We start from the raw sequence: 13,735 nt of genomic DNA on the forward strand, positions 1-13,735 counted from the left end.
GACCATCGGCTTTACATTCGCTCATGTTTCGATATAATGTGACAATAAATTACCAGGACACTTGAGTCATGAGCGACAGCGCGACAACTGAACTCAATGCAATCAAGATCATACATGATGCCCTAGCCCCCCTTGACGTCGAAGCGAGGACCAGGGTGCTGACTTATGTGACCAGTCTGCTCGGCCTCGATATAATGGCTTCCAGCAGCCGAATGAGCGGGAGGCCGGCGGACCGCGTGAGCCCCGAGACCACGGAATCGTCGAGCGAGGCCACGACGAAGGACCCGACCTTCTCGACGTTCGCCGAGTTGTATGCCGCTGCCGACCCTCAGAGTAATGGCGAAAAGGCCCTTGTTGCGGGCTATTGGCTTCAAGTGTGTCAAGGTACCGAAAGCTTCACCGGAGCATCGGCTAACAAGGAACTAACGAATCTGGGCCACAAGGTCGCAAATATCACGGATGCGATCGACTCGGTGAAAAACCAGAAGCCGATGCTGATTCTCCAAATCAGGAAGAGCGGTAATAGCCGCCAAGCGCGCAAGCTCTACAAGGTTAGTCATGAGGGGATTAAACGTGTCGAAGAACTGATCAATGAATGAAACCCGCTTGGCAAACGCACTCGCCAGTCTTCTTGGAACGACGCTAGCGGCTGATTTGTCCGCCAGCCTCGTGAAAATCAGACACGACTGCGCCACTCAAAATCTGGAGCGCGCTACCGCCGGTAAGTTCGTCGAGACATTCGTTCAATGCCTACAATACATCGACTCAGGCAAGTACGACGCAAAACCCACGGTCGACGAGTATCTATCAAGAAAAGTAGAAGGAACAGCATTATCGGAAGGGCTTCGCATCTGCGCTGCTAGGGTAGCACGTGCGATCTATACATTTCGAAACAAGAAGAACATCGCCCACAAGAACGATGTCGACACAAACACGCATGATCTGGTATTCACCCACGAGGCAGCTGCTTGGATTACAGCCGAACTACTGCGTCACGCAACGGGCGTCTCGATGCAGGAAGCAGGGGCATTGATTAAACTTGTTCAAGCTCCCGTGGGCACGCTCGTGGAGGAGATCGACGGCACCCGTATCGTTCATGCCGATGTTCCCGTGAGAGTGGAGCTACTCATACTCCTCCATAGTCATTATCCCGACGTAGTGCCTGTGGGAGACGTGATCAAGAGCCTCAGCCGTCGGAGTTCAAGCTCGGTTCGGAATCGACTTCGCGATCTGCATGCCGAAAAGCTCACTCATGGTGATGTGAAATCAGGATACCGCCTTACACAGGCAGGGCACGCAGCCGCCATTAAGGAAATTAAGGCCCGATCTTCTTAGATCATCGTTCAAGCGCAGAATACAACAAGCTCAACGCCAAGAAATTCCGCATCGTCACAAAGAAGATGTGACGTCTCGGGAGTTTTAACGCTTGTCGCCCCTCACTCCCACTCGATCGTCCCCGGCGGCTTCGAGGTGATGTCGTAGGTCACCCATTTGATGCCGCGCACCTCGTTGGCGATGCGGGTCGAGACCCGGCGCAGGAACCCGTACTCGAACGGATAGTACTCCGCCATCATGCCGTCGGTCGAGGTCACGGCGCGCAACGCGCAGGCGTACTCGTAGGACCGGGCGTCGCCCTTTTACGCCGACCGTGCGCACCGGCAGCAGCACCGTGAAGGCCTGCCAGATCACGTCGTACAGGCCGGCCTTGCGGATCTCGTCGATGTAGATCGCGTCAGCCTTGCGCAGGATATCCAGCTTCTCGCAGGTGATCTCGCCCGGCACCCGGATCGTCAGCCCCGGCCCCGGGTACAGCGTGCCGTCGGCGCGCGGCTCCTGCGCCGCAAAGGCCCGGGCCTCGGTCTGCTTCGGCGCGTCTCAGCCCGGATGCAGCCCCGGCGCCTCCTGCCCCGTGCGCGCCACATAGTCCGTATACCCGCCGCCGAACTGGTGCACACCCTCGGGCGTCAGTTCCAACACCCGGTTCGACAGCGCCGCCAGGAAATGGCGGTCGTGGCTGACGAACAGCATGGTGCCCTCGAATTCCGACAATGCCGCGACCAGCATGTCCTTGGTTGCCATGTCCAGGTGGTTGGTCGGCTCGTCCAGCACCAGGAAGTTCGGCGGGTCGAACAGCATCATCGCCATCACCAGCCGCGCCTTCTCGCCACCGGAGAGCACCCGGCAGGTCTTCTCGACATCGTCGCCGGAGAAGCCAAAGCAGCCGGCGAGCGTGCGCAGCGCCCCCTGCCCGGCCAGCGGAAACGCCGCCTCCAGCGTTTCGAAGATCGTGTCGTCGCCGTCCAGCAGGTCCATGGAGTGCTGCGCGAAATAGCCCATGCGCACGCTGGCGCCGAGCGCCACGCTGCCCCGGTCCGGCCCGATCTCGCCCGCCGCCATCTTCAGCAGCGTCGACTTGCCCGCGCCGTTCGCGCCCAGCACGCACCAGCGTTCCTTGCGCCGCACCTGGAAATCCAGCCCGGCATAGATCGGCAGGCTGCCATAGCCCTTGTGCACGTCCCTGAAGCTGGCCACGTCGTCGCCGGAGCGCGGGGGCGCGCGGAATTCGAACTGCATGGACTGGCGGCGCCGGGGCGGTTCCACCCGCTCGATCTTGTCCAGCTTCTTCACCCGGCTCTGCACTTGCGCCGCATGCGAGGCCCGCGCCTTGAAGCGCTCGATGAACTTGATCTCCTTCGCCAGCATCGCCTGCTGGCGCTCGAACTGCGCCTGGCGCTGCTTCTCGTTCAGCGCGCGCTGCTGGTCGTAGAAATCGTAGTTGCCGGAATAGGTGGTGAGCGTGCCGCCGTCGATCTCCACGATCTTGCCGACGATGCGGTTCATGAACTCGCGGTCGTGCGAGGTCATCAGCAGCGCGCCGTCGTAGGTCTTCAGGAAGGCTTCCAGCCAGATCAGGCTCTCGAGGTCCAGATGGTTGCTGGGCTCGTCCAGCAGCATGGCGTCGGGCCGCATCAGCAGGATGCGGGCGAGTGCCACGCGCATCTTCCAGCCGCCCGAGAGCAGGCCGACGTCGCCGTCCATGCGCTCCTGGCTGAAGCTCAGGCCGGCCAGCACCTCGCGCGCGCGGGCCTCCAGCGCATAGCCGTCCAGCTCCTGGAACCGCGTCTGCACCTCGCCATAGCGTTCGACGATCGCCTCCATCTCGCCGGCCCGGTCGGGATCGACCATCGCGGCCTCCAGCGCGGCCATCTCGGCCGACAGCGCGCTGACCGGCCCGACGCCGTCCATCACCGCGGCGACGGCGCTCTGGCCCGCCATCTCGCCGACATCCTGGCTGAAATAGCCGATGGTCATGCCGGTCTCGACCGTCACCTGGCCATCGTCCGGCTTCTCCTCGCCGGCGATCATGCGGAACAGCGTGGTTTTGCCCGCGCCGTTCGGCCCGACCAGCCCGACCTTCTCCCCCTTCCGCAGGCCCATCGAGGCGGCGACGAACAGGATCTGATGGCCGTTCTGCTTGACGATGTTGTCGAGACGAATCATGAGGCCCGTGCTGAAGGAAGGGTGGATGCCGGGGCGGGGTTATAGACGGCGAGCCGCCCACGCGTCGTCGCAAATCTCCCGCGCCGGGGCAACGGCAGGCGCGGTCTGGCCAACGCCTTCAGCCGGTCTTGAACCGTCGGAAAAAGCGGAAGGCAGGCCCAGGCGCTTCATCTGGGCCATGCGGCACCGTGTCCAGTCGTGCACCGCCGCGCCGCCGGACCGGGCGAGCGCTTTCGTGCCGGATACCTACGGATGGGCCGAAGTCACTCCCACTCGATCGTCCCCGGCGGCTTGCTGGTGATGTCGTAGGTCACCCGGTTGATGCCGCGGACCTCGTTGGCGATGCGGGTCGAGACCCGGCGCAGGAACTCGTGCTCGAACGGGTAGTACTCGGCGGTCATGCCGTCGGTCGACGTCACCGCCCTGAGCGCGCAGGCGTACTCGTACGACCGGGCGTCGCCCTTCACGCCGACCGTGCGCACCGGCAGCAGCACCGTGAAGGCCTGCCAGATCACGTCGTACAGCCCCGCCTTGCGGATCTCGTCGATGTAGATCGCGTCGGCCTTGCGAAGGATGTCGAGCTTCTCTCGGGTGATCGTCCCCGGCACCCGGATCGCCAGCCCCGGCCCCGGGAACGGGTGGCGGCCGACCAGCCGCTCCGGCAGGCCGAGCTCGCGCCCCAGCGCCCGGACCTCGTCCTTGAACAGCTCGCGCAGCGGCTCGACCAGCTGCAGGTTCATGCGCTCCGGCAGGCCGCCGACGTTGTGGTGCGACTTGATGGTGACCGACGGGCCGCCGGTGAACGACACGCTCTCGATCACGTCCGGGTACAGCGTGCCCTGGGCCAGGAACCGGGCGTCCTTGATCTTGTCCGCCTCCTCCTGGAACACGTCGATGAACAGCCGGCCGATGGTCTTGCGCTTGACCTCCGGGTCGTCGACGCCGTCCAGCTCGCCGAGGAACAGGTCGCTGGCGTCGCGGGCGATCAGCGGGATGTTGTAGGCGTCGCGGAACATCGAAACGACCTCGTCGCCCTCGCCGGCCCGCAGCAGGCCGTGGTCGACGAACACGCAGGTCAGCTGGTCGCCGATCGCCTCGTGGATCAGCACCGCCGCCACCGAGGAGTCGACGCCGCCGGACAGGCCGCAGATCACCCGGCCGTCGCCGACCTGCTCGCGGATCCGGGCGATCGCCTGGTCCTTGAACGCCGCCATCGTCCAGTCGCCGGCCAGGCCCGCGACCTTGTGGGTGAAGTTGCGCAGCAGCTGCGCCCCGCGCGGGGTGTGCACCACCTCGGGGTGGAACTGCACGCCGTAGAACCTGCGCTCGTCGTCGGCGATCGCCGCGAACGGCGCGTTGCCGCTGGTGCCGACCACCCGGAACCCCGGCGGCAGCGCCATCACCCGGTCGCCGTGGTTCATCCACACCGGCTCGATGGTGCCGGGCGCGAAGAGCCCGTCGAAGATCCCGCAGTCGTCGGTGACGGTCAGCTCGGCGCGGCCGAACTCCTGCTCGTCCGACGGATCGACCCGGCCGCCGAGCTGGTGGCACATGAGCTGCTGGCCGTAGCAGATGCCGAGCACCGGCACGCCGAGCTCGAACACGACCGTCGGCGCCTGCGGCGAGCCCTCGCCGAACACCGAGGCCGGACCGCCCGACAGGATCAGCGCGTCGGCCCCGAAATCCGCGATCCGGGACGGGTCGACGGTGCAGGGATAGATCTCGCAGTAGACCCCGTTCTCGCGCACCCGGCGGGCGATCAGCTGGGTGAACTGGCTGCCGAAATCCAGGATCAGGACACGGTCGGTCATGGGGCTTCACCGGGCGGTTCCGAGAAGCGCCGGACGCTAACGCAAGGGGGGTCCGGCGGCAAGCGCGAAGCGGGCCGGGAGCGCGGAAATCCGCGCTATGCGGCCGGTGCGTCGAGTCGCTGCACCAGCCGCTCCATGTCCGGCCAGAAATACGGCACCTGGTCGGCCGGCGACCCGACCACGACCGAGGGAATCGCCTCGCCCACGGCACCGCCGATCCGGTCGTAGAACCGGCGGCCGTGGCGGTTGTCGGCCAGGGTCAGCAGGGCCAGCGACTCGAAGCCGTGGGCGATCAGCCGGCGGGTGACGTCGGCCAGCAGGGCACGGCCGATGCCCATGCCCTGGAAGCTCGGGTCGACGTACAGCGCGTAGACCTCGGCCACCGGCTCCAGCCGGTCGACCGCCTCGGCCACCGCGCGCCGCCCGGCGCCGCCGTGGCAGAACCCGACCAGCCGGCCCTCGATCTCCGCCACCGCCAGCGCCTCGGGCGCCCGCAGGCCGCCGACCACCCGGGTCCAGCGCACCGCCGCCCGCATGTCGTCGAGGTCCAGCAGGGTGTCGTCCGGCAGCATCCCGACATAGGCGTCGCGCCAGGTGTCGATCTGGATCCGGGCGAGCCCGAGGGCGTCGCCGGGCTCCACCGGCCGGATGGTGACGTTGTACTCGGCCATCGCATTCTCCCGGGCGGCCGACGGTATCCGGCCGCTGGAAGAAGTCTAGGCACCGCCGTCGGGGGCTGTCCAGCCGGGTACCCTAATCGGTCCCGACCGCGTAGCCGCGCTCGAGCACCGCGACGAAGAAGCCGTCGGTGCCGTGGCGGTGCGGGCTGAGCCGCAGGTACGGGCCGTCGGCCGGGCAGGCCGGGCCGCCGCGCGCGGTCACGGTCTCGGCCCAGACGTCGGCCACCGGCACCGCCCGGAACGCCGTGGTCTCGGCCAGGAAGCCGTCGACGATCGCCTCGTTCTCGTCGGTCAGCACCGAGCAGGTCACGTAGACCAGCCGGCCGCCGGGCTTCACCATGGCGGCGGCGCGCTCCAGGATCTGCCGCTGGCTGGCGGTGATTTCGGCCAGCGCCTCGGTGTCGTACCGCCACTTGGCGTCCGGATTGCGCCGCCAGGTCCCGGTGCCCGTGCACGGGGCGTCGACCAGCACCCGGTCGGCCTTGCCGGCCAGCCGCTTCACCGACTTGTCGCCGTCGGCCAGCTGGCGCCGCTCGGCGTTGTTGACCCCGGCCCGGCGCAGCCGCACCGCGGCGCGGTCGAGCCGCGCCTTCGACACGTCGTACAGGATCAGCCGGCCCTTGTTCGCCATGTCGGCGGCCAGCGCCAGCGACTTGCCGCCGGCCCCGGCGCAGTAGTCGACCACCAGGTTGCCCGGCGCCGCCCCGACCAGCAGGGCCGCCAGCTGCGAGCCCTCGTCCTGGACCTCGATGCGGCCGTCGCGGAACGCCGGCATCTGGTCGACCGGCCGCCGCCGGTCCAGCCGCAGCCCGACCGGCGACAGCGACGTCGGCTCGGCCGGGACGCTGGCGGCCGCCAGCTCGGCGATCACCGCCGCCCGGTCGGCACCGGCCAGCGGATTGACCCGCAGGTCGAAGCTGGCTTCGGCCCCGAGCGCCCGCACCGCGGCCTCGACCTCGCCCCCGAACACCGCCTCCATCCGCGGCCACAGCCAGTTCGGGCATTCGGCGCGCACCGCCGGTGGCATGCCGGGATCGTCGAGCCCGTGCCCAACCAGCCGGCGCAGCGCGTCGCTCTCGTCACGGCCGAGCGCCGGCGGGGCATGGCGCGAGCCGTCGAACAGCATCGCGATCCCGGCGACGTCGATGTTGTCGGTCAAGGCGACGTCCGCCAGCACCCGGCCGCGGGCGTCGCGCTGCAGGCCCTTGCCGGCCTTCTTGATCCACCAGTCCAGCCGGGCCCGGCGGCGCAGCACGCCCCACACCCGCTGAGCGATCGCCCCGCGGTCGCTGCCGCCGATGTAGCGCCGGTCCTTCAGATAGCGGTCGAGCACGCGATCGGCCGGGCGATCGGTCGCCGCAACCGCCTCGAGCACCTCGATCGCCGCAGCAAGGCGGGCGCTATCTTTCATTCTTTACAGTCCTTTATGACGCTTTGTTAACGTCACATGCCAGGACGATAGTTCGGCGCCTCGCGGGTGATCGTCACATCGTGGACATGGCTCTCGCGCAGCCCGGCGCTCGAGATCCGCAGGAACCGGGCGTTGGCCTGGAAGTCCGGGATCGAGGCGCTGCCGGTGTAGCCCATGGCGGCCCGCAGCCCGCCCACGAGCTGGTGCACCACCTGGCTGGCCGATCCCTTGTAAGGCACTTGTCCTTCAATGCCTTCGGGGACGAGCTTCAGGTTGTCCCGCACCTCTTCCTGGAAGTAGCGGTCGGCCGAGCCGCGGGCCATGGCGCCGAGCGAGCCCATGCCGCGGTACGCCTTGTAGGAGCGGCCCTGGTACAGGTAGACCTCGCCCGGGCTCTCGTCGGTGCCGGCCAGCAGCGAGCCGATCATTGCGCAGTTGGCACCGGCGGCGATCGCCTTGGCGAGGTCGCCGGAGTACTTGATGCCGCCGTCGGCGATGCACGGAACCCCGGCGTCGCGGCAGACCTTGCCGGCGTCGACGATGGCGGTCAGCTGCGGCACGCCGACCCCCGCGACCATGCGGGTGGTGCAGATCGAACCCGGGCCGATACCGATCTTCACGCCGTCGGCGCCGGCATCGATCAGCGCCTTTGCCCCCTCGGCGGTGGCGACGTTGCCGGCGATGATCTGGGTGTAGTTGGCCAGCTTGCGGATCTCGGAGACCGCCCCCAGCACGCCCTCGGAATGGCCGTGCGCGGTGTCGACGATCACGATGTCGACCTCGGCGTCGATCAGCGCCTCGGCGCGGGCGATGCCGTCCTTGCCGACGCCGGTCGCCGCCGCCACCCGCAGCCGCCCCTTCTCGTCCTTGGCCGCGTTCGGATGGGTTTGCGCCTTCTCCATGTCCTTGACGGTGATCAGGCCGACGCAGCGCCGGTCGTCGTCGACCACCAGCAGCTTCTCGATCCGGTGCTTGTGCAGCAGGTCGCGGGCGGCGTCCGGCGATACGTCCTCGCGCACGGTGACGACTCGCTTGGTCATCAGGTCGCGCACCAGCTGGCCGCGGTCCTTGGCGAACCGGACGTCGCGGTGCGTCAGGATTCCGGCCAGCCTGCCGTCGCGCCGACGGACCACCGGCAGGCCGTTGATGCCGTGGCGCTGCATCAGGTCGAGCGCCTCGGCCAGGGTGGCTTCGGGGTGGATGGTCAGCGGGTTGATGACCATCCCCGCCTCGAACTTCTTGACCGCGCGGACCTCGTTGGCCTGCTGCTCGACGCCGAGGTTCTTGTGAACCACGCCGATGCCCCCCGCCTGCGCCATGGCGATCGCCAGCCGGCTCTCGGTCACGGTGTCCATCGCCGCCGAGATCAGCGGGATGCCGAGCTCGATGGTCCGGGTGACCTTGGTCCGTGTATCGACATGGGCGGGGAGGACGTTCGAGCGCGCGGGCTCAAGAAGGACGTCGTCGAAAGTGAGCGCGTCGCGGATGTCCATGGTGCCTCCGAAAGCCGGTGGCGGCGCACTATACACCGCGACTTTCGGAAGCCAAGCGACCATTCGATGACCGGCCATGCGCCCGACGCATGGCGCGGAACCCCGCGGCTCAGCCGCCCTCGGGCTCGCCCCGGAAGCCGGTCGCGACCACGTAGGTCTCGGCCGACTCGGCACGGCTGGCCGGTGGCTTGGCGTGCCGGACCGTACGGAATGCCCGCTTCATTCGGGCCAGCAACTCGCCTTCGGTGCCGCCCTGGAAGACCTTGGCGACGAACGCCCCGCCGGGCGCCAGCACCTCGATCGCGAACTCCAGGGCCGCCTCGCACAGCCCGACGATCCGCAGGTGATCGGTCTTCGAGTGCCCGGTGGTCGGCGCCGCCATGTCCGACAGCACCACGTCGACCGGCCCGCCGAGCGCCGCCTTCAGCCGGGCCGGGGCGTCCTCGGCCATGAAGTCGGCCTCGATCAGGGTGGCGCCGGCGATCGGCTCGACCGGCAGGTAATCGAGCCCGACCACCTGCCCCTTGTCCGGCGCCCCGACCCGGGTGACCGCGATCTGGGTCCAGCCACCCGGGGCGGCGCCGAGATCCACCACCCGGGCGCCCGGCTTCAGGAAATGGTACTTGTCGTCGAGCTGCAGCAGCTTGAACGCCGCCCGCGAGCGGTAGCCCAGGCGCTTCGACTCGGCGACGTACGGGTCGTTGAGCTGGCGCTCCAGCCAGCGCTGCGACGAGGCGGTGCGGCCGCGCGCGGTCTTCACGCGCACCGTCGCCTGCCGTGACCCGCCGGTCCCGCCTCCCGCCGCATGTCCCGAAGCGGCGCGTCCCCGCGCCCCGGGACGCCGACCGCTGCCGCGCGCGCCTGTCATGCCCTACTCCTTGCGCCCGCTACTGCTGCGCCAACAAACCGAACAGGATGCCTTCTCTCACACCCCTGTCGGCGACACGCAAGCGCGGAACCGGCCAGGCCCGGCAAATCGCCTCAAGAATCGCACAGCCGGCGACGACAAGGTCGGCCCGGTCGCGGCCGATGCAGGGGTGCGCGGCGCGCCCGGCGAAGTCCATGCCGGCCAGCCTCCGGGCGATCGACAGGGTCTCGGCGACATCCAGGAACACCCCGTCGACCCGGTCGCGGTTGTAGCGCGGCAGGTCGAGCCGGACGCCCGCCAGCGTCGTGACCGTGCCCGACGTGCCGAGCAGTTGGACGTCGCCGGAAGCCGCCGCCGAGGCGATGGCGTGCTCGTGCTCGAAGCCACGCAGCCGGTCCTCGATCTCCCCGACCATCGCCTCGTAGTCCTCGGCGGTGAAGCGGTCGCCGCCGTAGCGCTCGGCCAGGGTCACGACGCCGATCGGCATCGACACGGCCGCGATCTTCGGCTCGCCCGGTCCCGACCATTGCCAGGCGATCTCGGTGGACCCGCCGCCGATGTCGAACACCAGGGCGCCCGGGACCGACGGGTCGAACAGCGGGCGGCAGCCGGCCAGTGCCAGCGCCGCCTCCTCCTCGGCGCTGATCACCTCCAGGGTCAAGCCGGTCTCGGCGGCGACCCGCTCCAGGAAGGCCACGCCGTTGCCGGCGCTCCGGCACGCCTCCGTCGCGACCGCCCGGAACCGGGTCACATGCCGGCGCCGCATCTTTGCGGCACAGATCGACAGCGCCTCCATGGTCCGCTCGATCGCGTCGTCGGCTAGCCGCCCGGAACGGCCCAGCCCCTGCCCCAGGCGGACGATCCGCGAGAACGCGTCGACGACGCGAAAGCCGCCGCCCTCGGGCCTGGCCACCAGCAGCCGGCAATTGTTGGTGCCGAGATCGATCGCCGCCAGCATCTCCCTGTCGGAGCGCAGGCGTCTGTCGACCGCACCGTGCGGTGCCGCCGCCCCGTCCCTTGGTGTCGCTCCCTCGCCGCAGCCGTTGACCGGCCGTCGCGTTCGTCGCCGGGACGGGGCGGAACGGCGGCCTCCCAGCCCCGTCCCCATCCCGATCCTCGCAGTTCCATCGGTCCGTCAGGACTCGTATCGGGATCAGTGTAGCCGCCCTGCGGTGGCCGCGGCCATCCCCTTCGCGCGCCCGGTCGCATGCCCGGTCGCGCAATCGCCCGTCGTCGCCGACTCTCGATCATCGGGGTTTGCATACCGGGTCGAGGATGTGATAAGCACACGGCCCGTTCCGCATTGCGGCGCGCCCTGCTGGGGGATCGTCTAGCGGTAGGACAGCGGACTCTGACTCCGCCAGCCCAGGTTCGAATCCTGGTCCCCCAGCCAACTTCCCCATTACCCGTCGCGTTCCGACCGCAGGATCCACGGCATGCAACGCTTGACCGGACTGCGCGGGCTCGTCGATGCGTATGACGGCTTCATCCTCGACGCCTGGGGCACCCTGCACGAGGGCGGCCCGGTCCTGCCGGCGGCGCTGGATGCGGTCCGGCGCCTTCACGCGGCCGGCAAGCGGCTGGCGGTGATGTCCAACACGCCGCAGCTCGGCCCGGTCCTGGCGCGCCGGCTGGAGGGCCAGGGCCTGCCGAGCGACCTCTACGACTTCCCGTTCACCGCCGGCGACCTGGCGCACGAGGACCTGCGGGCGGCCGACGGCCCGTGGTTCGCCGGCATCGGCCGGCGCGCCTACCACCTGGCGCCCGCGCGGTTCCCCGACCTGCTGCCGGGCACGCCGTTCACCCCGGTCGACCGGATCGAGGACGCCGACCTGCTGGTCAACGGCGGCCCGGACCGCGACGACCTGCCGCTGTCGTCGTTCGAGGCGCTGTTCCGGGCCGCGATCGCCCGCGACGTCCCGATGGTCTGCGCCAACCCGGACCGGGCGATCGTCAACCAGGGCATCCTGACCATGTGCGCCGGCGAACTGGCCGCCGCCTACGAGGCGCTCGGCGGCCGGGTCCGGTACTACGGCAAGCCGTTCCCCGGGGTGTTCGAGCGCACCCTCGAGCGCCTCGGCACCGAGGCCGCGCGCACCGTCGTGGTCGGCGACGGGCTCACGACGGACATCGCCGGCGCCGACGCCGCCGGCCTCGACAGCCTGCTGATCGCCGGGGGGCTGTACGCCGACACGCTGGTGACCGGCTCCGGCAAGCTGGTCGACGACCTCGAGGCCGCGGTCCGCGCCATCAGCCCGGTCGCCCGGCCGCGCTACGCCGTGCCCCGGTTCGCCTGGTAGCCGGTCGTCACGCGACCTACCAGCGGTCCTTGCGATAGCCGCGTCCCTGGGACTGATCGACCTGCTCGGGCCACGCCCTGGCCATCTGCGTCAAGGCCTGCGCCAGGGGCCGGGCCGCCGGATACCGGCGCACGACCGCCGGTCGATGAAGCAGCATCAGCGCCCGATCGGTCAGCCGGTACGCCATGGCGATCGCGCAGTAGCGCACGACCGCGGCCCAGTCCGGCTGCTTCGAGGCGAAGTCGTCGAGGGTCCGGACGTACAGCGCGTGCCCCCAGCCGAGCTCGAGCCGACTGGGCACATCAGAGAACTCCGTCCCCAGCCGGCGCAGGTTGCGGCGCAGCAGCACCAGCTCGAAACCGCGCTCGACCAGGAAGCGGTCGACGTCGCCGAACAGCGGCTGGCCCTCGTACAACGCCCGGAACTCCACCTCGACCTGCACCGAGAGCGCGTGGTCGCGGACCGTCTCCTCGGCCCCGCGCAGGATTTCCAGCTCGGTTCCCTGGGTATCGAGCTTCAGATGCGAGGGTGCCGGCAGTCCGAGCGGCCGCAGCGCCTGCTCCAGCGGAACCGCATCGACCGCCCGGCTCTCCAGGATCTCGAGCCCGTCGGTCATGCCGAGCGTCGCCGCCACGTCCCTGTTCGGGTCGAGCAGCGACGACAACCCCGCCTGCCGGGTCAGCCGCAGCCGGCGACGCTCCGCCCGCTCCCCCAGGGTCGCGGTGAGCGGGCGCAGGTCGTGCCAGCCGGCCAGATCGCCGAGCGCCGCCGCCAGCTCCCCGGCGACCGCGTCGTCGGCATCGACGGCGACGACGGTCGCGACCGCCGGCAGCAGCGGCGCGTCGCCGAGCGGCAGCCCGCGGGCACCGATGTCGACCGCGACGAGACCGGCATTCCGAAGAGCCTCGAGCAGCGTTCCGTCCGGCAGCGCGATCGAAGCGGCCGACGCGGCCTCGGCCAGCGGGCGCAGCCGGGGCGCATGCTTCAGGACCGCGGATGCCGCTTGCCCGACATCGGCGGCGGGCCGTCGCAGCCACGCCTCGATCGCCGGGCCGGTCGGCAGGGCCGCCAGCCCGGTCAGGCCGATCGCCGTCGCGACCGCGGGCGTCGTGCCGGCACGCGCCGCCAGCCGCCGCCACGCGGCATTCGCCGCACCCGTCCCGGGCAACCGGCCGCACACCGCCCACAGCGCGTCGACCACCGCCGGCTGGGCCGCCACCGCCGGCGAGGCCGCGTCGATCGCCCGTTCCACCGCCCGCCAGTCGGCCGCCGCCCGCATCCGGGCGACGACCGCCCGGGCCTCGAGCCCGGGATCCTGCCGCCCCAACGGCAGCAGCCAGCGGGCGACCTGCCCGGCCGTCGCTTCCCGGCCCGCCGCGTCGAGGTCGTCGACCATCCGGGACAGCGCCTTGGTCGCCCGCGGGTCGAGCACCGCCTCCGCCCGGAACGCCCGCACCGCCCCGTCCCGGTCGCCCGCCTGCCGCGCCGCCAGGGCGCTCGAATGCAGCACGAACCCGGCACCGGGCGCCAGCCGCCGGGCCCGCCGCAGCCATGCCTCCGCCTCGGGCGCAGGCCGCCCGCGATAGAGCGCCTCGGCATACCGGACCACCGCACCGGCGTCGTGCGGGGCCGTCACCACCGATACCCGGGGATCGCCGTTCACGCAGCCCT

At 69.8% G+C, this 13,735-nt stretch carries 11 protein-coding genes, 1 tRNA gene and 1 pseudogene; 4 read left to right on the forward strand and 9 right to left on the reverse strand.

The window, feature by feature from the left end:
* The first annotated feature begins 68 nt into the window (after nucleotides 1–68).
* Both IE246_RS11320 and IE246_RS11325 read left to right on the forward strand, forming a co-directional pair.
* Nucleotides 69–599 carry a hypothetical protein gene (locus IE246_RS11320; protein WP_189989446.1) on the forward strand — a complete coding sequence of 177 codons (531 nt, stop codon included), beginning with the start codon at nucleotides 69–71 and terminating at the stop codon, nucleotides 597–599.
* The gene (locus IE246_RS11325; RefSeq protein WP_189989448.1) at nucleotides 592–1,335 is read left to right on the forward strand and encodes a hypothetical protein; all 744 of its coding nucleotides are present in this window, start codon (nucleotides 592–594) and stop codon (nucleotides 1,333–1,335) included. Before IE246_RS11320 ends, IE246_RS11325 begins: the two co-directional genes overlap by 8 nt.
* A 101-nt stretch (nucleotides 1,336–1,436) precedes the next feature.
* On the opposite strand, the pseudogene IE246_RS11330 reads toward IE246_RS11325, so the two are convergent.
* The 8 genes and pseudogenes from IE246_RS11330 to IE246_RS11365 all read right to left on the reverse strand — a co-directional run.
* Nucleotides 1,437–1,809 (reverse strand): annotated as a pseudogene (locus tag IE246_RS11330) (GMP synthase (glutamine-hydrolyzing)); the annotation flags it as partial.
* Nucleotides 1,810–1,875: 66 nt separating this feature from the next.
* Nucleotides 1,876–3,501 carry an ABC-F family ATP-binding cassette domain-containing protein gene (locus tag IE246_RS11335; RefSeq protein WP_189989450.1) on the reverse strand — a complete coding sequence of 542 codons (1,626 nt, stop codon included), beginning with the start codon at nucleotides 3,499–3,501 and terminating at the stop codon, nucleotides 1,876–1,878.
* Nucleotides 3,502–3,764: 263 nt separating this feature from the next.
* Nucleotides 3,765–5,312: a glutamine-hydrolyzing GMP synthase gene (guaA, locus tag IE246_RS11340; RefSeq protein ID WP_189989451.1), complete on the reverse strand. Its 1,548-nt coding sequence runs from the start codon at nucleotides 5,310–5,312 to the stop codon at nucleotides 3,765–3,767.
* A 95-nt stretch (nucleotides 5,313–5,407) separates the two neighbouring features.
* Complete coding sequence (locus tag IE246_RS11345) at nucleotides 5,408–5,983, reverse strand: GNAT family N-acetyltransferase (protein ID WP_189989453.1); 576 nt, start codon at nucleotides 5,981–5,983, stop codon at nucleotides 5,408–5,410.
* An 82-nt stretch (nucleotides 5,984–6,065) separates the two neighbouring features.
* Nucleotides 6,066–7,403: an RsmB/NOP family class I SAM-dependent RNA methyltransferase gene (locus tag IE246_RS11350; RefSeq protein ID WP_189989455.1), complete on the reverse strand. Its 1,338-nt coding sequence runs from the start codon at nucleotides 7,401–7,403 to the stop codon at nucleotides 6,066–6,068.
* A gap of 32 nt (nucleotides 7,404–7,435) precedes the next feature.
* Entirely contained in the window at nucleotides 7,436–8,896 is a 1,461-nt protein-coding gene (guaB, locus tag IE246_RS11355; protein WP_189989458.1) for an IMP dehydrogenase, read from the reverse strand.
* 109 nt (nucleotides 8,897–9,005) lie between these two features.
* On the reverse strand, nucleotides 9,006–9,764 hold the full coding sequence (locus IE246_RS11360) for an RlmE family RNA methyltransferase (RefSeq protein WP_189989460.1): 759 nt from the start codon (nucleotides 9,762–9,764) through the stop codon (nucleotides 9,006–9,008).
* A 19-nt stretch (nucleotides 9,765–9,783) separates the two neighbouring features.
* The gene (locus tag IE246_RS11365) at nucleotides 9,784–10,722 is read right to left on the reverse strand and encodes a Ppx/GppA phosphatase family protein (RefSeq protein ID WP_189989462.1); all 939 of its coding nucleotides are present in this window, start codon (nucleotides 10,720–10,722) and stop codon (nucleotides 9,784–9,786) included.
* A gap of 361 nt (nucleotides 10,723–11,083) precedes the next feature.
* Between IE246_RS11365 and IE246_RS11370 the strand changes: the two genes are divergently transcribed.
* Together IE246_RS11370 and IE246_RS11375 are read left to right on the forward strand one after the other, a co-directional pair.
* A tRNA-Gln gene (locus tag IE246_RS11370) sits at nucleotides 11,084–11,157 on the forward strand.
* Between the two features lie 43 nt (nucleotides 11,158–11,200).
* A complete protein-coding gene (locus IE246_RS11375; protein WP_189989464.1) occupies nucleotides 11,201–12,064 on the forward strand; it encodes a TIGR01459 family HAD-type hydrolase in 864 nt (287 codons plus the stop codon).
* A 16-nt stretch (nucleotides 12,065–12,080) separates the two neighbouring features.
* Here IE246_RS11375 and IE246_RS28125 read toward each other — a convergent pair whose 3' ends face one another.
* Complete coding sequence (locus tag IE246_RS28125) at nucleotides 12,081–13,727, reverse strand: FkbM family methyltransferase (protein WP_189989466.1); 1,647 nt, start codon at nucleotides 13,725–13,727, stop codon at nucleotides 12,081–12,083.
* Nucleotides 13,728–13,735 lie beyond the last annotated feature (8 nt).

Source organism: Thalassobaculum fulvum (assembly GCF_014652915.1).
GTDB lineage: Bacteria > Pseudomonadota > Alphaproteobacteria > Thalassobaculales > Thalassobaculaceae > Thalassobaculum_A > Thalassobaculum_A fulvum.